Annotated in this window: 21 protein-coding genes; 10 read left to right on the plus strand and 11 right to left on the minus strand. The window is 70.4% G+C overall.

Annotation, left to right across the window (positions count from 1 at the left end; genetic code table 11):
- Window positions 1-2 precede the first annotated feature (2 nt).
- The gene (locus GAS53_RS55295; RefSeq protein WP_192583263.1) at window positions 3-572 is read right to left on the minus strand and encodes a hypothetical protein; all 570 of its coding nucleotides are present in this window, start codon (window positions 570-572) and stop codon (window positions 3-5) included.
- 300 nt (window positions 573-872) lie between these two features.
- On the opposite strand from GAS53_RS55295, the gene GAS53_RS24730 reads away from it, so the two are divergent.
- Window positions 873-1,418 (plus strand): RNA polymerase sigma factor, encoded by a 546-nt coding sequence (locus GAS53_RS24730; RefSeq protein WP_151479902.1) that lies wholly within the window; start codon window positions 873-875, stop codon window positions 1,416-1,418.
- Window positions 1,405-2,145, plus strand: coding sequence for a hypothetical protein (locus GAS53_RS24735; RefSeq protein ID WP_151479903.1), 741 nt, complete (start codon window positions 1,405-1,407; stop codon window positions 2,143-2,145). Before GAS53_RS24730 ends, GAS53_RS24735 begins: the two co-directional genes overlap by 14 nt.
- Window positions 2,146-2,263: 118 nt before the next feature.
- On the opposite strand, the gene GAS53_RS24740 is transcribed toward GAS53_RS24735, so the two are convergent.
- The gene (locus tag GAS53_RS24740; RefSeq protein WP_151479904.1) at window positions 2,264-3,421 is read right to left on the minus strand and encodes a helix-turn-helix domain-containing protein; all 1,158 of its coding nucleotides are present in this window, start codon (window positions 3,419-3,421) and stop codon (window positions 2,264-2,266) included.
- A gap of 198 nt (window positions 3,422-3,619) precedes the next feature.
- Between GAS53_RS24740 and GAS53_RS24745 the strand changes: the two genes are divergently transcribed.
- The 5 genes from GAS53_RS24745 (at window position 3,620) to GAS53_RS24765 (ending at window position 8,099) form a co-directional block, all read left to right on the plus strand.
- On the plus strand, window positions 3,620-5,059 hold the full coding sequence (locus GAS53_RS24745; RefSeq protein ID WP_151479905.1) for an FAD/NAD(P)-binding protein: 1,440 nt from the start codon (window positions 3,620-3,622) through the stop codon (window positions 5,057-5,059).
- Between the two features lie 140 nt (window positions 5,060-5,199).
- Window positions 5,200-6,024 (plus strand): SDR family oxidoreductase, encoded by an 825-nt coding sequence (locus tag GAS53_RS24750; protein ID WP_151479906.1) that lies wholly within the window; start codon window positions 5,200-5,202, stop codon window positions 6,022-6,024.
- 209 nt (window positions 6,025-6,233) lie between these two features.
- Window positions 6,234-7,058 (plus strand): SAM-dependent methyltransferase, encoded by an 825-nt coding sequence (locus GAS53_RS24755; protein ID WP_151479907.1) that lies wholly within the window; start codon window positions 6,234-6,236, stop codon window positions 7,056-7,058.
- 178 nt (window positions 7,059-7,236) lie between these two features.
- Window positions 7,237-7,605, plus strand: coding sequence for a metalloregulator ArsR/SmtB family transcription factor (locus GAS53_RS24760; RefSeq protein ID WP_151479908.1), 369 nt, complete (start codon window positions 7,237-7,239; stop codon window positions 7,603-7,605).
- Window positions 7,602-8,099, plus strand: a complete 498-nt coding sequence (locus GAS53_RS24765; RefSeq protein ID WP_151479909.1) for an SRPBCC family protein — start codon at window positions 7,602-7,604, stop codon at window positions 8,097-8,099. Before GAS53_RS24760 ends, GAS53_RS24765 begins: the two co-directional genes overlap by 4 nt.
- An 81-nt stretch (window positions 8,100-8,180) precedes the next feature.
- Here GAS53_RS24765 and GAS53_RS56480 read toward each other — a convergent pair whose 3' ends face one another.
- Window positions 8,181-9,020: a hypothetical protein gene (locus GAS53_RS56480; protein ID WP_225859061.1), complete on the minus strand. Its 840-nt coding sequence runs from the start codon at window positions 9,018-9,020 to the stop codon at window positions 8,181-8,183.
- Window positions 9,021-9,200: 180 nt separating this feature from the next.
- Between GAS53_RS56480 and GAS53_RS24775 the strand changes: the two genes are divergently transcribed.
- A complete protein-coding gene (locus tag GAS53_RS24775) occupies window positions 9,201-9,491 on the plus strand; it encodes a zinc-ribbon domain-containing protein (protein WP_151479910.1) in 291 nt (96 codons plus the stop codon).
- A gap of 18 nt (window positions 9,492-9,509) precedes the next feature.
- Here GAS53_RS24775 and GAS53_RS24780 read toward each other — a convergent pair whose 3' ends face one another.
- From GAS53_RS24780 to GAS53_RS24790, 3 genes are all read right to left on the minus strand, one after another.
- On the minus strand, window positions 9,510-10,334 hold the full coding sequence (locus tag GAS53_RS24780) for an SAM-dependent methyltransferase (protein ID WP_151479911.1): 825 nt from the start codon (window positions 10,332-10,334) through the stop codon (window positions 9,510-9,512).
- Window positions 10,335-10,419: 85 nt separating this feature from the next.
- On the minus strand, window positions 10,420-10,671 hold the full coding sequence (locus GAS53_RS24785) for a DUF397 domain-containing protein (RefSeq protein ID WP_151479912.1): 252 nt from the start codon (window positions 10,669-10,671) through the stop codon (window positions 10,420-10,422).
- On the minus strand, window positions 10,668-11,540 hold the full coding sequence (locus GAS53_RS24790; protein ID WP_151479913.1) for a helix-turn-helix domain-containing protein: 873 nt from the start codon (window positions 11,538-11,540) through the stop codon (window positions 10,668-10,670). The genes GAS53_RS24785 and GAS53_RS24790 overlap by 4 nt, the downstream gene beginning before the upstream one ends.
- Before the next feature lie 311 nt (window positions 11,541-11,851).
- Between GAS53_RS24790 and GAS53_RS24795 the strand changes: the two genes are divergently transcribed.
- Both GAS53_RS24795 and GAS53_RS24800 read left to right on the plus strand, forming a co-directional pair.
- Window positions 11,852-12,298 (plus strand): ATP-binding protein, encoded by a 447-nt coding sequence (locus tag GAS53_RS24795; RefSeq protein ID WP_151479914.1) that lies wholly within the window; start codon window positions 11,852-11,854, stop codon window positions 12,296-12,298.
- Between the two features lie 301 nt (window positions 12,299-12,599).
- On the plus strand, window positions 12,600-14,681 hold the full coding sequence (locus GAS53_RS24800; RefSeq protein ID WP_151479915.1) for a SpoIIE family protein phosphatase: 2,082 nt from the start codon (window positions 12,600-12,602) through the stop codon (window positions 14,679-14,681).
- A 114-nt stretch (window positions 14,682-14,795) separates the two neighbouring features.
- Here the strand turns inward: GAS53_RS24800 and GAS53_RS24805 are convergent, their stop codons facing one another.
- The 5 genes from GAS53_RS24805 to GAS53_RS24825 all read right to left on the minus strand — a co-directional run bounded on the left by GAS53_RS24805 (window position 14,796) and on the right by GAS53_RS24825 (window position 20,479).
- Window positions 14,796-14,948, minus strand: coding sequence for a hypothetical protein (locus GAS53_RS24805; RefSeq protein WP_225859062.1), 153 nt, complete (start codon window positions 14,946-14,948; stop codon window positions 14,796-14,798).
- A gap of 169 nt (window positions 14,949-15,117) precedes the next feature.
- Window positions 15,118-17,139, minus strand: a complete 2,022-nt coding sequence (locus GAS53_RS24810; RefSeq protein WP_151479916.1) for a glycoside hydrolase family 127 protein — start codon at window positions 17,137-17,139, stop codon at window positions 15,118-15,120.
- A 53-nt stretch (window positions 17,140-17,192) separates the two neighbouring features.
- Window positions 17,193-18,014, minus strand: a complete 822-nt coding sequence (locus tag GAS53_RS24815) for a carbohydrate ABC transporter permease (RefSeq protein ID WP_151479988.1) — start codon at window positions 18,012-18,014, stop codon at window positions 17,193-17,195.
- Between the two features lie 28 nt (window positions 18,015-18,042).
- On the minus strand, window positions 18,043-19,005 hold the full coding sequence (locus GAS53_RS24820; RefSeq protein WP_151479917.1) for a carbohydrate ABC transporter permease: 963 nt from the start codon (window positions 19,003-19,005) through the stop codon (window positions 18,043-18,045).
- Between the two features lie 160 nt (window positions 19,006-19,165).
- Window positions 19,166-20,479, minus strand: coding sequence for an ABC transporter substrate-binding protein (locus GAS53_RS24825; protein ID WP_151479918.1), 1,314 nt, complete (start codon window positions 20,477-20,479; stop codon window positions 19,166-19,168).
- Between the last annotated feature and the right edge of the window lie 53 nt (window positions 20,480-20,532).

Genomic DNA, 20,532 nt, shown 5'->3' on the forward strand with positions numbered 1-20,532 from the left:
GGTCACTGCTCCGCGTCTGAGCGAGCCGACGGCACCACATCACGCCGGGCGGACTCCCCCGCTATGCCCAGACTCTGCCGAGCATGCGTGTGGAAGTTGTTGAGGGCGATCAGCCACTCGCCGGCGCGTTCGTGCCACATTTCCTCGGTGATCTCCTCAACGCCCCGGGCCGGCCGTTCCACCCTCCACAGCCGGTCATTGAGATCGTGGGCAGCCTGCACGGTCGCGGCGTCGCCCAGCAACATCACCTGCTCAAAGGCGTGCGACCGATCACCCTCGGCCGCCCTCATCTCGGCCAGCAGAGCATCACGGGTCGCCGGATCACTGTCGTCCCATTGCGGGGTAAACACCTGCTGTGTGCATCTATAGACGCGTTTGACCGCCGCGACGTAGGCGACGTAGGAGTCGAGGCGGTGCGCGTCCCACCGGACGCGAAGGTCGCGCTCGAACCGATCCCGCTCTGTCAGCCGAGTAGTGAGGTAGGACCCCGCGGCACCCGCCAAGACCGCGCCCACCGTGACCAGTTGCTCAGCAAACCCCACGTCGTCCCCTGGATACCTATCGGCCGTCATCTGGTCACAGTTTGAGGCACCCGGCCGCGACGCCAGTGGGCGGGGAAGCCGCTACCTGCCCACCCAGACTCTGGGATTTCGGGCGTCAGGATACCTCTCGCCAGGGATACCCATCAGTGACAGCCCGCCCCTCTCGAAACCTTACGTGTTCTGAAACACCGTCACCCCGACCGGCCGTTGCCGGGGATGGTCGGCCCATGGACGCGGTCAGGGGCCCGAGTTGAAGGCCGAGTTGGGGCCGGGACCGGAATGGTGGTGCAGGAGGAGTAAGGGATCGGGCGGTGGTGGACATTGCTGGGCATGGACGCGGATGAACGCAGTGAACGGCTGGAGCTGTTGTTCCGGCAGACCTTCCGCCGGGTGATGGCGTACTGCCTGCGCCGGACGGGCGAGGCGGCGGCGCACGACGCGGTGGCCGAGGTGTATGCGGTGGCCTGGCGCCGCCGGCGGCGTCTGCCCGCCGGGGACGAGGAGGCGGTGCTGTGGTTACTGGGCATCGCCCGCCTGGTGCTGGCCAACCAGGCCCGCAGTCAGCGCCGTTGGGCACGGCTGCTGCGGCGGGTGGCTGAACGGGCCGATCCGGATCCGCCGCCCGCCGACGCCCCGAATGACGCCGGTGACGGCCTCGCGGCGGCTCTGGCGCAGGTATCGGACGCCGACCGGGAGCTGCTGCGCCTGGCTTACTGGGACGACCTGTCCCGCCAGGACATCGCGACCGTGCTGGGCATCTCCGTCGGTGCGGTCGACACCCGCCTGCACCGGGCCAGACAACGGCTGCGCCAGCACTTGACCGCGGCGGGCTTCCACCCGGATCTGACGAAGGAGAAGAACCATGCTGAGCGATGACACACTCGAGCGGATGCTCCGGGACAGTGATCCGGTACGCGATGGGGCGGCAACCGATCCCGGTTCGCCGACCGCGGCGGGGATTCTCGCGCGTGTGCGCCGCGCGACGCGGAAGCGCCGCAGGCGCATTCTGGTCCTGGTTCCGGCCGTCGCGCTGACGGTGGCCGGCGCGACCGCGGGAACGTACGCGTGGGTGGCCGGTGACGGCAAGGGCCATACCCTCGACTCGACCGGGCTGACCTGCGTCGGTCCCAGTAACGGTGATGCCGTCATGAACTTCGATCCCGCCACCGGTGATCCTGTGGACACCTGCCGGCGGCAATGGAGCGAGTTCTTCGGCCAGTCGGCGCCCGACGCACTCACCGCCTGCGTCGACAGCTCCGCACAGGGGTCCATCAAGGTCTACCCCGGAGGCCGCGACCAGTGCGCCCGCCACCACGCGGACCCCTACCGCGGGCCCACCCAGGAGCAGCTGAGCCTCTCGCTGCTGCGCACCGACCTCGCATCGCACTTCGCCGATCGCACCTGCATCCCCCACGCCGAGCTCAGGAAGGTCATCGGCCGGCTCCTGGCACGGCACGACCTCGACGGCTGGACGACACGCCACTTCCAGACCGCCGACAAGGAACCCGAGGGCCCCTGCGCGGACATCAGCCACTTCAAGGAACCGCAACGCATCATCTGGCTCGGCGACCACGCAGCCGGCACGCCGATCAACTGGCCCTAGTGGTGGCAGTCAGGTCTACCGGCGCTCGCACACCGCTTCGGGGGTGGTAGAGGCTCTCTGGCGGGCGCTGCCTCGCTGACCATCAAGTTCCGGCAGCCGGCCCGCCAGTGCACCGGGCCTACGAAGCGCGGGCATCTGGTGGTGCGTCGGAGCGGCCCATGCGCCGGGAGACGCGAACTGGGGCTGTCTTTGGGGCCGCGGGCCGGGCGTGCTCGGCGAACAGCCGCGCGACGAGTTCGCCCCGGCTGGAGACCTCCACCTTGCCGAAGACGGCCTTGAGATGGTCGCGCACGGTGTGTGGGGAGATGAACAGCGTTGTGGCGATCTCGGTGGTGGGCAGCCCACGCGTGACGAGCTGGGTGATCTCCAGCTCGCGCGGCGTCAGGCCGTAGGCCTCGGCGATGAGGACCGCCAGATCGGCGGCGGCCGCCGGCTCGATGACGAGTGCGACTGGACCAGGTCGCCCGGCGGGGCCGCTGAGACAGGAGGCGTGGCAGGTCAACCAGCGGCCGTCGACGGTTCGGATACGCGCCCTCGCGCCACCCCGGTCGCGGCCCCGGGCGATCGCCCGCGCCTGCAGCGCTGTGGCGACCACCCAGATCGGCAGCCTCAGGCCGAGTTGAGAGGGGATTGAGGGTCCGTCAGGGAGCCGCAAGAGGTGCTGTCGCGCCTCCTCGTTGATCGATGTCGCCTCGCCGGAGGGATCGAAGAGCACCAGTCCGGGCGTGGTTGCGTCGACTCCGCCGCCTGCCGCGGACGGGCGGGCGAACCGGCGCAACCGCGCGGCCAGCGGACCGGACAGACCGGCGAGCAGCGCGGTCTCGGCCGGGCCGAACGGGGCGCCACCGCGCATACGGAAAAGACTCACGACGGCCCATGGCCGGTCACCGATCCGCAGCACGGCCCGTAGCTCGTCGTCCACGCCCTGGCTGTCGAGCAGCCGACGGAAGCGCGCGCTGCGCGCGGGCAGGCCGCCGGTGGCGGCGCGCAAGCCGGCCGCCGGGACGGCGGCGCGGGCAAGGTCCCGAAACGGGACGACGTTCTCCTCCAGGAGTTCGCTTTCCCAGTAGGCGGCGCAGCGTTCGCGGGAGCCGAGGTTCTCCACCAGCATCGGCGCGGTGATGAGGCCGGTCTCCGGGTCGGTGGCCGCCCATACGGCCGAGTCGAACGGCATGAGCCGCCGCAGTTTGGCGGACGTGCGGCTGAAGAGTTCGCGTGTGTCGGTGGCCCGCTCCGCACCTGACAGCACCTCGGCGTGGCGGCGCGCATCGGACATGGAGATGCCTCCTGTGGTCTGGATGCCGGCCAGCCTGCCCGGTCTCCTGTGCTGCGCCAACCCCTCGTTTGAGGGGGTCGATTCCCGGCCGGTCACCGCTCGCAGGGGATGGGGCACGGCTCTGGCGGCGGCGAGGCTCGGAAAGGCCCCGGCCCCTGTCGGTGGCGACCTGGAACGCGAAGGGAAACCGAAAACAACATGGACATCGCAATCGTCGGAGCGGGCGCTGCCGCGGTCGGCCTGCTGGACGCACTGGCGGCCACCGCCGAAAGGCCGGGCGACATCACGGTGTTCGAGCCGTCCCCGGATCTTTGGCGAGGCCGCCCGTACGGCCCTGACCTGGACACGGTGCTGGTCAACTCGCCACCGGCCATCATGTCGATCCGCCACCTGGACTTCGGGCACTACGCGGCCTGGCTGGGCACGCGAGGCGCTGCCCACCTCGACGAACTGCTGGGCCAGCCGCTGGTTCCGCGTGCGCTCTACGGCGAGTACCTGGCGCACACCGCCGAGGCGGCGTTGGCCACCCTGCGCGACGACGGCTGGCGGGTGCGCATCGTCACCGCCCGCGTCACCGGGGCGGCCCGGTCCGGGTCCCGCTGGTCGCTCCGCACCGAGGACGGACGGGCGCACGATGCCGACCAGGTGGCCCTGTGCGTGGGCGGGGGGACGCCGCAAGACCACTATGGTCTCGGACGAGCCCCCGGATTCGTGGGCGATCCGTACCCGCTGGCACGCACGCTCGATCAGGTTCCGCCCGGCAGCGACGTCGCGGTCATCGGGAGCGGTCTGACCGCGGTCGACGTCGTCGTGTCGCTCGCCGCGCGCGGGCACACCGGGCAGATCACGCTGCTGTCCCGCAGCGGAGTACTGCCCCACGTCTGGCAGCGCCCGGTCGGCCACCGGCCGCAGCACCTGACCGCCGAGCGGATGGCGGCGCTGCACCGGGAGCACGGTGTCGTCACGCTGGAGGACCTCATCGGGTTGCTGCGCGCCGAACTGGCGGAGACGGGCGAGGACTTCGAAGCCTTCGCGGCCGAACTGCTGGCGACCGAGACCGACGAGCCGGTCCGGCGGTTGCGGGCGCAACTGGCCGCTGTCGACGACTCCCGGATCGGCCGCCGGGTCCTCCAGGTGGCAGCGCACACCGTTGGCCCGTACGCGTGGCGGCTGCTGCCCGAGCCCGACCGCGTGCGACTGCGGCGTCATTTCCGCACGGCGACCAGCGTCGCCTCACCGATGGTCCCGGTGAACGCCTCCATCCTGATGCGGCTGTTGGACTGCGGACAACTCGCCGTCGCCGCGGGCGTCCGCAAGATCGAGGCGGCGAACGGGCTGTTCCAGGTGCGCAGCGACGACGGCGAACGCACTGCCGACGTCGTCGTCAACGCCGTGAATCCGCCACCGCGAGCGATACCACGCGCGGCCGGGCACCTGGTCACGTCCCTGCTGGCCGACGGCTCGGCCGGGCTTCACCCCTCCGGCGGTCTGGTCCCGGCTGACCCGCGTCTGCACGTGGTCGGGGACTTCGCCGGCGGCGGTCCGTTCATCACCTCCAGCATTCCGGGCATAGCGGCCCAAGCCGCACGGGCCGCTCAGGCAATCGCCGCCGCGCAGGACGCAGCGCCGGTCACCTGACCTGGACATCACGAATCAGGTGTCGCGCGTTGGCCTGTAGGCGGCCGGGGCGTAGGCGGCCCAGAGCGTCCCGCCTTGCTGTGCTCATACCTGGGCAACCGGCGCCCGAGCGGAACTGGGCTGCCCTACCGTAGGGCGCCATGAGGGTCCTGATCATCGGCGGCAGCGGGTTCCTGGGGACGGAACTTGTGCGCCAGGCGACGGCTGCGGGCTGGGAGACGGCCGCGACGTACTGTTCCCGCCCCAGCAGCATTCCCGGAGCCTCGTGGTACCGGCTCGACCTTCGCACCCCCGGGCACGTCGACGAGGTACTGGCCGCGGTTGATCCCAGTGCGGTCATCAACGCGACGAGCGGACACAGCGACTGGGCGGTCACCGCCGACGGCTCGATCCGCGTGGCGACGGCCGCGACAGAACGCGGTTGCCGTCTGGTCCACGTCTCCAGCGACGCCGTGTTCTCCGGTTCCCGGATTCACTATGACGAGACCTGCCTGCCCGACCCTGTCACCCCGTACGGCGCGGCGAAGGCGGCCGCCGAGACCGCTGTGCGGCTCCTGGCGCCGGCCGCCGCGGTCGCGCGCACCTCATTGATCATCGGGCACGGCGGATCCGTGCACGAGCGCATGGTCCACGGCCTGGCTGCCGACCCACACGACGGCGTCCTGTTCACCGACGACATCCGCTGCCCGGTGCATGTCGAAGACCTGGCCTCCGCTCTTCGGGAACTCGCAGGGTCCGACCAGGCCGGGATGTTCCACCTCGCCGGAGCGGACCCCCTCAGCCGTCACGAACTCGGCGTTCTCATCGCCCGACGCGACGGACTCGACGCGACCCGGCTGCATGCCGGGCGCCGAGCCGACACCCGCATGCCCGGGGCCCTCGATGTCCGCCTCGACAGCAGTGCCACACAGGGGCGTGTACGTACACGGCTGCGTGGCGCCCGGGAGTTCCTCCAAGCCGGATGACCGCGGTTGGCCGCGGTCTTCTCGTAGCGGGTGGCGATGCCACGCCAATGTTGCCAGCGGTTGATGTACCGACGCGCAGACGGGCCGACCGGCGCAATCCCGGGACGTGGTGATCAACGGGCGGCACAATGGCCGCGACGGTGTGGTGCCGCTGTGGCGCCTGATGCGTCCAGGGCGCTCCAGGCGTTGTCCGGGGAGGAGAAGAGCGCATGGGTGAGGGCCAGGTTCCTGCGGGTGGTTCGGAGAGGCTGGATACCGGGGTGGCGCACAATGCCCGGGTCTGGAACTACTGGATCGGCGGGACGGACCACTTCGCGGCCGACCAGGCGGTCGGTGAACAGGTCGCCGGTATGTTCCCGGTGATCCGGGATGTGGCCCGCGCGGACCGTGACTTCCTCGGCCGTGCGGTCCGGCACCTGGCAGCCGATCGCGGGGTACGGCAGTTCCTGGACGTCGGCAGCGGGTTGCCGGCCGTGGACAACACGCACGAGATCGCCCAGCGGATCGCGCCCGCGTCACGGATCGTGTACGTCGACCACGACCCCCTCGTGCTCGCTCATGCCCGGACCCTGCTGACCAGCAGCCGGGAGGGGGCCACCGACTACCTGGATGCCGACGTCCACCACCCGGACGACATCGTCCAGCGCGCCACGGCGACCCTCGACCTGGGCCGGCCCGTCGCGGTCATGATGCTGGGCATCCTCAACTTCGTCCTGGACACCCGTCAGGCGCAGGACATCGTGCATCGACTCATGGCGGCGGTGGCGCCCGGCAGTTATCTGGTCCTCACACATCCGACCACCGATGCCGAGCTCGGCGGCGAAGGCAATATCCCGGCCATGCGGTTCTGGAACGAGAACGCCACCCCGCCGGTCACCGCCCGCACCCGCACGGAGATCACCGCCTTCTTCGACGGCCTGGACCTCCTCGACCCGGGCCTCGTCTCGTGTGCGCGATGGCGCCCCGAACCCGGTTCCTCCCCCACCGCGGTCCCGCAGTTCGGCGCGGTGGCCCTCAAGAACCGCGCGGCATAGCGAGGCCGCTCGCCCAGGAGGGCGCCGCACCCCGAACGGCAGGGGGCCGGCGCCGGCCTCCTTGGGGGCGGTCTCCGCACGCGTCTGCCGGCCCCGCGCCTCCCCGACCCGCCGCGGCCGGCAGAGCGAACGCCACCCGGCATCCAAAATCCGTAACCTATGGGTTACGCTTCCAGTCATGGACGAGGTGGCCAGCGCGATCGCGGATCCCGTGCGCCGGGACATCCTCCTCATGCTGCGCGGCACCACACTCACGGCGGGCGAGATCGCGCATCGCTTCACCATCAGCCGTCCGGCGATCAGCCGTCACCTGCGTGTGCTGCGGGAGTGCGGTCTGGTCCGCGACGAGCTCGCCGGCAGACGCCGGATGTACAGGCTCGACGCAGCAGCTCTGACAGAACTCGCCGAGTGGATCGCGCTGATCCGCGCGCCGGCCGACTGGGATCACCGCCTGGACGCCCTCGAGACCGAGGTCCGTCGCACCCGCCGTGAGCGGTCCACGCGCCGCACGGCACCCCACGGAGAACGTACGGAGGAGACCGCGTGAAACCACTACCCACCGCCCGGCTCATGCCCACCACCGACGGCAACGACCTGATTCTGACCCGCACCTTCCGTGCGCCCATCGACGACGTCTGGGCCAGCGTCACCGAATCTGAGCGCACGGCACGCTGGTTCGGCCCCTGGGAAGGCGACGCCGCGCCCGGTCGCACCATCCGGGCCCAGATGACGTACGAGGAAGGAGCGCCCTGGTGCGAGCTCCAGATCGACGCGTGTGAGCCTCCGCGGCGCCTGGCCGTCTCCATGTCCGACGAAGCGGGCGACTGGCACATGGAGCTGCGGCTGTCGGAGTCGGCCGGGACGACGGAACTCCAACTGGTGCAGCACCTCACGACCACGAAGGGAATCGGCGAGACCGGCCCGGGCTGGGAGTACTACCTCGACATGCTCGTCGCCGCACGCAACGGCACCGAAGCACCGAGCTTCGACGACTACTACCCCGCGCAACGCGACCACTTCGAGTCCCTGGCCAACCAGTGACCCAGTGATGAACCAGGGCCGTTCTGAGCCCGGCATCCGAGCCCGGCAAGGGAGTTGGCCCGAGCCCTCACCTGTCAGGGCCTAGCTCTCCTCGCCGTTCAGGAGGTCGACATAGCCGCGGGTCCGCTCGGACGCGTTGCGGTGCCATTCGGACTGGATGCCGTGCTCCTCTGCCAGGGAGGGCTCGGCGGTGACGAGCTGGTCGTAGACGGAGGCGATCTCGTCGTGCACCGCCGCGAGGGCGAGCCGGTTGGCGCGCACCGCATTCGCGTGCCCGCGATGTGCGGCGAGCATCACGAAGGTGTCGCCGACGACGGACGAGGGCGCCGCGGGGCCCTGGGCATGCAGCGCGCTGTACTCGTCGTTCAGCTTCTTGGCCTGCGCGTCCAGCTCCGTACGACGGGTGTGCAGAGCCGAGCCGCGGGCACGCAGACTGGCCTCGTACGCGTGCGAGCCGGGGAAGCGGACCGCGTCCAGGCCCGACGTGATCGCGTGCGGCCGGTCCGGGCGCAGCCTGGCATACCGGGCATCCGCCTCCGCCGCCACGTCGAGCGTCTTCAAGTCCGGCGGCAGGGCGCTGCGCCCGGTGGCCGCCCAGGCATGGACGTCGCCGTACCACCTCTCGTGGGCGGACTGCCGAGTCATGCCGGCGGCCTCGCCGATCTGGTACCACGTGGTGCCGCGCTCACGTTCGGCGACCACCGCCTCACGCACCACTTCCTCCGCGCGGCGCTGCAACCGCAGGGCCGCGCGGAGCAGGTCGCCGGGCGCGGGATCCGGCTCGACCGGCACGGCATCGAGGACGGCGTCGGCCAGTTGACGGAGCGTCAGGGCCAGGGCCACGCGGGACTCGTCGCGGGGAGACAGCCTGCGGAGCTCGTGCGCGGCCGAAGCGGAGGAGTCGTTTGCGGCATCGGTCATGCCTCAGGCTATCCCTGACACCTCACCCACGTCAGGGACAGCCTGACAGCTCCCGTCGCCGTACAGCGCCACGGCCACCCGTCCGCCGTGCGCATCGGCGTGCAGGAGACTGGTCTCTGTGAGCGCGCCTCGGCGCTCGCCGGTACTGTGCCGACAGGCGCCGATCCGGGAGGAACCAACATGATCATCTTTGGCACCAAGGGATACGTGTACCAGCTCGCGATACTGACGCTGCTGTGCGGCCAGTGCGGTAACCCCTCCGCGCACACGCTCAGGAAGCGTGTCACGAAGTTCACGCTGTTCTTCGTGCCGCTGTTCCCGTTCTCGACCAAGTACGTAACGCAGTGCACCTTCTGCGGTGCGGAGCAGAAGGTGACCAAGGAGCAGGCCGAGCAGCTGCAGGCGCAGGGCGCGAGCGGCCACGGCGGTCAGGCGTACGGGCAGCCGCAGCAGCAGCCCTACCAGTCCTGAGCAGGGCGGGGGTATCGGCTAGGGCTTGATGCCCACCCCGGTCCACAGGCTGACCTCTGCGTCCGTGGGCTGCTGGGTCGCGGCGGCGTCGTGCGGGGAGTCGGGGCGCCAGCGGTGGCCGACGGTGATGCCGGGGTCGAGCAGGTCGAGCCCGTTGAAGAAGCGGGCGACGTCCTTCTGGGAGCGGAACTGCACGGGCGTACCGGCGTTGGTGTAGATCTCGGTGACCTTCTCCCAGGTGGGCGGGTCGAAGTCGGGCGTGCAGTGGCTCAGGGCCAGGGCGCTGCCCGAGGGGAGGGCGTCCAGCAGGCGGCCGACGAGCCCGTACGGGTCCTGGGCGTCGGTGACGAAGTGCATGAGGGCGTTCAGGGACAGCGCCACGGGCCGGCTCAGATTCAGAACCTCGGCCAACTCGGGGGCGTCCAGGAGTGATTCGGGCTCATTGACGTCCGCTTCGATGTATGTCGTGCGCCCCTGGGGCGTGCTGCGCATCAACCGCTCGGCGTACTTGAGGACGAGGGGGTCGTTGTCGGCGTAGACCACCTTGGCCTCCGGGACCACGGCCTGGGCGACCTGATGCAGGTTCGGCTCGGTGGGGATGCCGGTGCCGATGTCGAGCCACTGGCGGATCCCGTGCTCCCGGGCGAGGACCCGGGTGGCCCGGTGCATGAAGGCGCGGTTCTCCCGGGCGCACACGAAGATTCCGGGATAGGCCGCCGCGACCGTCTCGGCCGCCTGCTTGTCGATCTCGAAGTGGTCCTTGCCGCCCAGGTAGTAGTCGTACATGCGGGCGGAGTGCGGCCTGCTGGTGTCGATGTCTCGCGCGGCGTGGGGGGTGGTCATGCGGTTCCTTTCAGTGGTGTGCGTCGATGTGCCGGGCAGGTCGCAGCCAGGGCCGGCTCGAAGTCTTCCCGCTCGTGTGTGTGGTTCAGCAGGCCGTCAGATGATCGGCGAGGCCCTGCTTGACCCCCGCGATGAACGCGGCGATCTCCTCCGGCGTGTAGATCAGTGCGGGGCCGGCGGGATCGGCCGACTGCCGCAACGCCACGCGGCCGTCGGCGAGTTGCTTCGCCTCCACGCACTGCCCCCCGTTGGGACCGCTCCACGGACGCTCCCAGCCCAGCTCGCCGAGCTCCGACGCGGGCATCCCGTTGTACACACTGCCGTCGGCGATGGTCATGAGTACTCCTTGCGCATGCGGTTCAAGATCGCCTTGCTGTCCGCGGACGAGGTCAGCAGGGACATCCGGTTGTGCGCCTCGAGATGGGCCGAGACATCGGAACGCTGATCCAGATACACCGAGGCGGAGAGGATCTCGCTGTAGACGATGTCCGGCAGCTCCCGCTCCTCGAACCGGAAGTAGGTGAAGGGGGCGCAGGCGCCGACATGTGCCCCCGCGGCGAACGGCACGACATCGACGCTCACGTGGTCCAGTTCCGAGACCTCCAGGAGCCGGTCGATCTGCTCCCGCATCACCTCGGCGCCGCCCACCACCCGGTGCAGTACGGTCTCCTCCATCACGACCCACAGCGTGGGCGCGTCGGGTCTCTCCAGCAGGCTCTGGCGCCGCAGCCGCAGATCGACTCGCCGCTCCAAGTCCGCGTCGCTGTCGTTGGGGAAACCTCCGCGCAGCACGGCGGACGCGTACGCGTACGTCTGGAGCAGCCCGGTGACGTAGTGCGGCTCATAGGTGCGCAGGGTCTTGGCGCCGGTCTCCAGGCTCACGTAGGCGCTGAACCACTCGGGCAGTACGGCACGGTAGGCGTGCCACCAGCCGGGCTCGTTGGCCCGCTCGGCCAGGGTGATGAACTCGTCGATCTCCTGCTGCGCGGCCCCGTAGGTCTGCAGCAGCTTCTCGACGTAGAGGGTCTTGAGGGCGACTTCCGCCTTCTCCAGGCGGCGGATGGTCAGCGGCTTGACGTGCAGGGCCTTCGCCGCGTCCTCCAGCGACACTCCCGCGCCTTGCCGCAGCTCCTGCAGCCGCTTGCCCAGGATCATGCGGAGCACCGTGGGTGCACTGGTGCCGACGCCCGAACGACCTTCGCTCACGCCCTACCTCCTGACGAACCGTCACCAGTACGAGTCTGACAGCGACTTGCTGATGCCACCAGGCGGATACTGCCTTCCTGAAATTATCAGGGAGGCAGTTGCAGCGTGAACGCAGCTGCGAGCATAGTTACTTGTGTGAGCGATCCCACCGAACGCACGCGCACCGCCCGTCAACACCCGTCACATCCCGTGGAGTTGGCGCACCAAGGCGTTCGGAGAACCGTAAGCCGCCGGAACACCCCCACCCGGCGGAGCCACTGGTCGCGATCCCCAACTCCCCCAGCGCTCCTCCCCGTTGGAAGGCAACCACCGTGTCCCCCCACACGACTCCCTCCCCCCACTCCTTGGAGTCCACGAGCCCGGACAGAGCTCACTGGCTCGAACTCCCGGCCCACCGGACCAGCGTCAAAGTCGCCCGCACCGCCATGGGCGAGCGACTCACGGCGTGGCGCCTGCCCGGGGAGTTACGCGCGGACGCCGTCCTGCTCCTGTCCGAGCTGGCCACGAACGCCGTACTGCACACGGTCAGCGCGCGGATTCTGTGCGGCATCGGGCTCATCACCGACAGACGCCTCCGCCTCGAGGTGCACGACCACGACCGCACGGGCCGCGGTCTGCCCCGCCGCGATCCGGGCCCGGACGACGAGGGCGGCCGCGGACTGCTCCTCGTGCAGCACATCGCGGACACCTGGGGAGTCCACCGCTCGGCGCTCACCGGCGGCAACGCGGTCTGGGCAACCCTGACCATCGCCTTCTGAGCGCAGCAGGCGCGAAAGGACTGATAGGCCACGACTGTCGATCCCGCGCAGGAGTCGATACCGTCTGTCACCCGGTCGCCGCGTCGGTAACCGCTGCCACGGCTGCGGTGCGTGACCGCGCGGTCTCGCTGCGATCTCGCCGGTGCCTCCGTGGCGCCTTCGCCGGACAACCACTGCCGTGTTGGGAGATGGTGAAGACCGGACGAGGATGGCGCCGGAGGAAACGGTGAGCACGGTAGAACAGGGGACAGTCGGCACAGGGGATGACGTGCCGCGTGGATGGCCGAAGGCGGTGCCTGCGATGAGCGCAGCCGGAACTCCCGTGGCCGAGGGTGACGGGCCGGTCGGCGGACCGCTGCAGCCGAGCGGGCTGCTCGATGTGCTGGGCGTGGCCTCGGTCGTGCTGGACGCCCGCGGGCATGTCGTGTTGTGGAGCCCGCAGGCCGAGGAGCTGTTCGGCTACACCGCACAAGAGGCGCTGGGCCAGTACGCGGCCCGGCTGATGGTGCACGAGCAGCACGTCGATCTGGTCGTCAAGCTGTTCGCCGACGTCATGGACACCGGTCGGAGCTGGGCCGGAGGCTTTCCCGTCCGGCGCAAGGACGGCACCACGCGCCTGGTGGAATTCCGGAACATGCGGCTCCTGGACGACCAGGGTGACGTCTACGCCCTGGGGCTCGCGGCCGATCAGTCGACCGTGCACCGCCTGGAGCGGGATGTCGCACTGTCCGTGGGGATGGTCTCGCAGTCCCCGATCGGGCTGGCGGTCCTGGACAGCGACCTGCGGTACGTGTCGGTCAACCCGGCCCTCGAGCGGATCAACGGCATCCCCGCCGCGGAACACATCGGCCGGACGATCCGCGAGGCCCTGCCGTTCCTGGACGTCGACGCCATCGAGTCCGCGGCGCGCCAGGTGCTCGACACCGGCCTCCCCCTCGTCGACCAGCCCACCGTCGGCCGGACCCCGGCCGATCCGGACGAGGATCACGCCTGGTCGATCTCCTTCTACCGGCTCGAGGACGCCCTGGGAGCCGTGCTGGGTGTCGCCGCTTCGGTCGTCGACGTCACCGAGCGATATCGCTCGACCATCGAGGCGGAGGCCGCACGGCGGCGCCTTTCCGTCATCGCCGACGCCTCCTCCCGTATCGGCACCACGCTGGAGCTGGACCGCACCGCCCGTGAACTGGCCGACGTCGCTGTGCCGGAACTCGCCGACATCGCGGCCGTCGATCTGCTCGAGGCGGTGGTGGAAGGCCGCCGCAGCGACCTCGGCCCCACGGAGCCGACACTGATCCGCACGCTGGCCGTCCAGGCCGATCACGCCGCCACCGACGCCCTGCACGGGGCCGAACCGCCCGGACGGGTCACCCGATACGACTCCGATCGCCTCGTCACCCGGTGCATACGGACGGGCCGCCCGGTCATGGTGCCGCAGGTGAAGGACGGGGACCTGCTCCGCATCGCCCACGATCCTCCGGCAGCCGTACTCCTGGCCCGGGCCGGCGTCCACTCGTACCTGACGGTGCCGCTGATCGCACGCGGCGAAGTACTGGGCGCCCTCGAGCTCAAACGGACCCGCAACCCGCTGTCCTTCAGCAACGACGACCTCCTGCTGGCCCGGGAGCTGGCCGCCCGCGCGGCCGTGCAGATCGACAACGCCCGCTGGTACCAGAACGCTCGCAACACCGCCATCACCCTGCAGCGCAGCCTGCTGCCCAGCTACCCGCACGTGGCCACCGGGCTCGAGGTCGCCTCCCGCTACCAGCCCGCGGGAGCCGCCGGGGAAGTCGGCGGCGACTGGTTCGACGTCGTCCCCCTGGACGGCGACAAGACCGCGCTCGTCGTGGGGGACGTGATGGGCAGCGGCATCAACGCCGCCGCCACCATGGGCCGTCTGCGCACCGCGACCAGCACCCTGGCCTCGCTCGACCTCGATCCCGCCCGGCTCCTCGCACACCTCGACAAGACCGCCGGGGGCCTGGACCAGTCCATCGCCACCTGTGTCTACGCCGTCTACGACCCCCATCAGGGGCAGTGCCGGATCGCCAACGCCGGACATCTTCCGCCGGCCCGCATCCGCGCCGGCCACCCTCCGGAACTGCTCGACCTGCCCACCGGCGTGCCGCTGGGCGTGGGCGGCGTAGCCTTCTCCACGACCACCGTCGACCTCGCTCCGGGCGACCAGCTCGTGTTCTACACCGACGGACTCGTCGAAACGCGCCAACACGACCTCGACGAACGCCTGAACACGTTCCTGAGCCTCCTCCACGACCCCACTCGCCCCCTGGAAGACGTCTGCGACCTCCTCCTGAGCACCCTGCACCACCCCGACAACCACGACGACGTGGCCCTGCTCATCGCCCGCGCACAGCCGCCCGCGTAAGCCTCCCGTCCCGCATCCGTCTGCGCGGGTGCTTCCCGGGCGCGCGGCGGGCCGGCGTCCGTGTACGGCTACCTCCCCGGAGAGGACCCCGGCGGTGTGCCCCCGGCTGCGGGCTCAGCCCTTCAGGTTCGCTCCCACCGCGGCGGCGACCACATGGTCCCGCTCGGTGCGCGTGAACAACACCTCGGACAGCCACCTGTCGGCAAGGGCACGCACCGCCCGGACGAAACGGCCCGAGGTGGTGAAGGGTGCCTGTTCCCAGAGCACATCGAGGAAGGTCAGGCCGTCGCCGCGGGCGCGGTTGGGTACACCGGGTAGCCGATGGCCGAGTTGTCCGCCTCGGCCGGCGCTGTCGCAGCGAGCGCGGTCAGCAGCCCAAGAGCCAGTACTGCGGCCAGGGTTCTTCGGTGGTGGCGTCTTCGCGGTCTGTGCAGGTCTACCTCCCTGTGGCGGTGTTGTCGGAGTCGGCGGGGCGGCCCGGGACTGCGAAGTGGTCTGGTTCCGCGGGGCGGTCCGGTTCTGCGGTGGGCAGCCACACCCGCATCGTCGAGGGACCGCGGTTCGCCCACGAGTGGTAGGGCACCAGGACGATCCCGGTGCGGTCGGCAGTCGCCGCGGGGGGACGGGCGAGCGGCTGGTACGGCCAGGCCGCGTCGCGCTCTTCGGCGTGGGTGGCGAGTTCCCCGGCGAGGACAACCGTGCCGCCGTTGCCGCCCGGTCCGTCCACCGGCTCGGCGGACGGGTCCACCCGTATCGCGTCGACTTCGTGTCCGCCGGGCAGGTCCACCGACTCGGCGCAGTACACGAGCGGTCCGCGCTGGACGGCCGCCGTGCCCCGTACCGCGTCGATGCGCGGATCGGCGGAGATCCAGAGCGGCGCCACCGGCAGTTCGAGCCGTATGTCGTCACCGGGCCGGAAGGTGCGGGTGACCTCGGCCGTTCCTGGGGCGACGGCGCGGCGTGCACCGTCCGGGTCGGCCAGCCACGCGGTGGCGCCGGCCGTCCAGGCGGGCACGCGCAGCGACAGGGTCCACGGACGGTCCGGGGAGCGGTCGATGCGTACGGCGACGTTCCCGCCGTACGGATAGTCGGTACGGATCCGCAGCGCGACCCGGTGGCCGCCGGCGAGACAGGTGGCGATCTCCGCGTCGGCGTACTGGTGCAGCTGCACGCCGTGGTCGTCCGCCGTCGCCAGATAGGCGGGCAGCTGGGCCAGGGTCCGCGCCACGTTGGTGGGGCAGCAGGACACCGCGAACCAGGGTGCGCGCAGGCTGGATTCGGCGCGCGGACTCTCGGCGTCCGCGCGGGGCGGGGTGCCAAGGCGGCGCCGGTGCAGGGTGTTGGCGTAGAAGAAGGCTCGGCCGTCCTCGGAGGGGGAGGTGGCGACCACGTTGAACAGCGTCCGCTCGGCCAGGTCGGCGAAGCGGGGCTCGCCGGTGGCCAGCAGCAGCCGCCAGCTGAGCATCACGGAGGCGACGCCGGCGCAGGTCTCCGCATACGCACGGTCCGGCGGCAGCACGAAGTCGTCGCCGAACGACTCGTCCCGGTGGTGCGAGCCCATGCCGCCGGTCAGATAGGTCCGCCGGGCGACCGTGGCCTCCCACTGCCGTACGACCGCGGCGAGCAGGGCGTCGTCCCCCGTCTCCACGGCCACGTCGACGGCGCCGGCCGCGAGGTAGAGGGCGCGGACGGCGTGTCCGCGCAGCACCGTGGCGCGACGGACCGGCAGGTCGTCCTGGTAGTAGGCGCGGCCGAACTCGCTGTCGGCGAGCGTGCCGTGGCCGCGGCGGTCGACGAACAGCGCGGCCTGGTCGAGGTAGCGCTGCTCCCCCGTCAGCCGGGCCAGCTCCACCAGGGCCGTCTCGATCTGCGGATGGCCGCAGACGCCCTCGATGCCGCCCGGGCCGAAGCCGGCGCACACGTGGTCGGCGGCCCGCCGGGCGATCTTCGCCAGCTCGCCCTCGCCCCGGGCCCGGGTCTGGGCCACGCCCGCCTGGATCAAGTACCCGTAGCAGTACAGCTCGTGGCCCCATTCGAGATCGCTGTAGCGGGGCTGCTGTCCGGGGCGGCCGAAGGCCGTGTTCAGGTAGCCGTCCGGTTCCTGGGCAGGTGCGATGACCGCGGTGAGTGCGGCGATCTCCGCGTCGAGCGAGCCGGCCGCACCGTGCCCGGCCTGCCAGGCCATGGCTTCGAGCAGCTTGTAGACGTCGGCGTCGGTGAACTCGCGGCCGCGCCGGTCCCGGTGGATCCGGCCCTCGGCGGCGGCCCCGAAGTTGCCGATCCAGCCGACGCGTTCCATCCAGTCGCGGCAGTGTCCGAGTGTGGCGGACGCGTTGATGTGCCGGCGCCGGGCCCAGAAGCCGCCGGTGATCCGGACCTCGTCGAGACCGAGCGGCCGCAGCCGCCCCCTGGTCGGCGCCACCGGCAGGACGGCTGACCGCGTCGTGTTCTCCCTCACCAGTTCATGCCTTCGGTTCGTCCTTTCGGTTGTCCGTCCGGGTCTGCGGTGCTTCAGCCCTTGAGCGCGCCGGACATGAAGCCCCGTATGTAGTGGCGTTGCAGCAGCAGGAAGAGAAGGAGACAGGGCACGGCGAGGACCACCACGCCTGCCTCGGTGGCGCCGTAGTCGACGGCGCCCATGCTCTGCTGCCGCAGGTTCGCGACGGCCAGCGGCAGCGGCGCCTTCTCGCTGTCGGAGATGAGGATCAGCGGTGCGATGAAGTCGTTCCAGGCCGCGAGGAACGCGAAGAGCCCCACGGTGATCAGTCCCGGTCGCACCGCCGGGAGGAGGACCCGGCGCAGCGCGCCCGCCGTACCGCAGCCGTCGACGAGCGCCGACTCCTCCAGCTCGCGCGGCACGGCCTCGAAGGAGATCCGCATCATGAAGGTGGCGAACGGCAGTTGGAACATGGCCAGCACCAGGCTCAGCCCGATCAGAGAGTTCTGCAGATGGAGCCTGCCGAGCAGCACGTAGAGCGGGATGAGGAGCGTGGCGTACGGGACCATGAGGATGGCCAGCGTCAGCAGGAACAGCAGGTTCTTGCCGGGGAATTCGAAGCGGGCGAAGGCGTAGCCGCCCAGCAGCGACACCCCGAGGGTCAGGGCGACGGTCAGCGCCGAGACGAGGGTGCTGTTGAGGAGGTACCGCCACAGGCCCGCGTCGTAGTCGAGCAGCGTGCGGTAGTTGCCGAGGCCGTAGCCGGATTCCTGCGCGGTGCCCGGCTGTCCGCTGACGGAAGCCCAGGCGTTCCACAGCAGCGGGAACAGGAAGATGACGGCCAGACCTCCGGCGACAACGTAGTAGGGCGTCCGGCCGAGGGCTCGGGTGAGCACCGTGGTGTCCCTTCTCATGACGTGCGGGTCATGACTCGTCGACGCGGCGCAGACCGCGGAACTGCAGGACGTTGAGCAGGAGCAGCACGGCCAGCACGATGATCGACAGGGCCGCCGCGGTGCCGAGGTTCAGCCGCTGGAACGCTTCGCGGTAGATCAACTGGACGACGGTGACCGTGCTGTTGTCCGGTCCGCCCTTGGTGAGGATGAAGAACTGGTCGAAGGCGAGCAGGGATCCGGTCACACACAGCAGCAGAGTCAGGGCGATGGAGGGGCGCAGCAGCGGCAGTGTGATGGAACGGAAGATCTGACCCCGGCTCGCGCCGTCCATCCGTGCCGCCTCGTACACCTCCTGGGGGATCCGCTGCAGGCCCACGAGCAGGATCAGCATGTAGAAGCCGGCGAACTTCCAGACGATGAGGAAGACCGTCGACAGCAGGGCGGAGGTCGGCGAGCCGAGGAAGGACACGGGGTCGTCGACGAGGCCGAGCTTTTCGAGGATGCGGCTGAGCGGTCCGGTGGTGGGGCTGTACAGGCCCCAGAACAGCAGGGACGCGGAGGCCAGCCCCAGCGCGCTGGGCAGGAAGTAGACCGCACGGAAGAAGCCCGCGCCGGGGCGGAACTCCTGCACCAGCAGGGCTAGCACGAGCGCAAGGCCGAGGAGGACGACCGTGACGATCACGGTGTAGAGGAGGGTGAAACGGACCGCTGGCCAGAACAGGGTGCTGTCGGTGGTGTCGGTGTAGTTCTCGGGGGCGTTGACGCCCCGGTCCCCGGCGAGCAATGGCCAGTCGCTGAGCGACATCTGCCCGACGAGCAGCAGCGGGAGCAGGAAGAAGACCGTGACGAACACGGCCGTGGGAGCCGCGTAGGCAAGGCCTTTGACCTTGCGGGACCGCCATCGGGGCGCGGATGCGCGGGGTGGGCGGACCCGGCGTTCCGGCCGGGTATCGGGTTCGGCCGCCGTGCGGTCGGCTGCCTTCACCTGCATTTCTCTCCTCTGCCTTGTGACGTGGGAGGGGCTGGTGTTGTGACGTGGGAGGGGCTGGTGCTGCCGCGGGCGGGGACGTGCGGGTACCGGACCGGGCGGTGAAGCGAGGCCGGGACCGGTGAGGGGAGGGTCGACGGGGCCTTGAACGCCGAACTGTCGCTCAGTCGGCCAGCGAGGCGGTGACCGCCTCGTTGTCCTTCTCGACGGACGCCCCGTCGTCGAAGACGGCGTTGCGCATCAGGGTCAGCCAGGGCCCGTTGGGGTCGTTGAAGGTCTGGCCGAACTTCAGCGCGTACGGGGTGTGGCCGTCGGCGACGAGTTCGTTGATCGTCACCAGCCGCGGGTCCGCGTCGGAGTGCTTGTTGGACGCGAGGTCGGTGCGCGCCACCACGTCCTTGTTCGCGGCGACCACGTCGACCTGCGCCTTGTCGCCCAGGGACCAGGCGAGGAAGTTCCAGGCCTGGTCGGCCGACTTGCTGGTGGCGGAGATGCCGATGGCGTCACCGCCGACGAAGGTGGACTTGCCGCCGTCGGGTCCGGGGATGGGCGCGACGCCGAGGTCGAGGTCCTTGGGCATCAGCCCCAGCGTGGTCGACGGCATCGGCATGACACCGACCTTCCCCTTGGGGAAGACCCCGGTCCAGGTCGTGCCCGTCTCGTCGCGCGCGCCGGGTGCCACGATGTCGTCCTCCACCCACCCGCGGTAGGTCTCGTAGACCTTCTTCGCGGTGTCGGAGGAGAGCGTTGCCTCGGTGCCCTCCTCGTTCAGCACCTCTTCGCCCGCGGCCCAGATGGACGGCCACCAGGTGAAGACGCCACAGCCACCGCAGTTGCCGCCGAAGAAGGTGCCGCTGACGCCTCCGCCGAGCGCGTCCACGGCCCGTGCCTGCCGGTCCCACTCACTCAGACTGGTGGGCGGCTTCTCGGGGTCGAGCTTCGCCTGCCGGTAGAGCTCCTTGTTGTAGAAGAGCACCGACAGGTCGAGGGTGTGCGGCACGACGTACTTCTTGCCCTCGTACGTCCCGGCCTTGATGTGCGACTGGGCCAGCTTGTCGGCGAAGAGCAGGGCGTCGATGCGTTCGGTGATGTCGGCGAAGAGCCCGCTGGAGGTGTAGTTGGGGACGAACACCACGTCGGAGGCGAACAGATCGGGAAGGTCCCGGGAGCCCGCGGCGGCACCGACCTTGGCCTGGTAGTCGTCCGTGGGTATGACGGTGAGCTCGATCTTGTTCTTGTGGCTCGCGTTGTATGCCTTGACCAGGGCCTCGCTCTGCGGCCGGGTCGCCGCTCGCGTCCACATCGTCAGCGTGGCGCCGTCGTCGACGCCCGTGACGTCCGCTGCCGCACCCCCTCCGCCGCCCGAACCCTCGTCCCCGGAGCCGCATGCCGTGATCAGGCTCGTGGCGGCGAGCAGCGCGATGGCACCGGTGACGAGGCGTCGTACGTGTCCACGCGGTCCGGCCGTGCTCCCCATGGTCGCTCCCCCTTGTGTGGCGACGGGCCGTGCGCGGGCCGGCCGGTCGGGAC

The organism is Streptomyces albicerus (assembly GCF_008905045.1).
Taxonomy (GTDB): domain Bacteria; phylum Actinomycetota; class Actinomycetes; order Streptomycetales; family Streptomycetaceae; genus Streptomyces; species Streptomyces albicerus.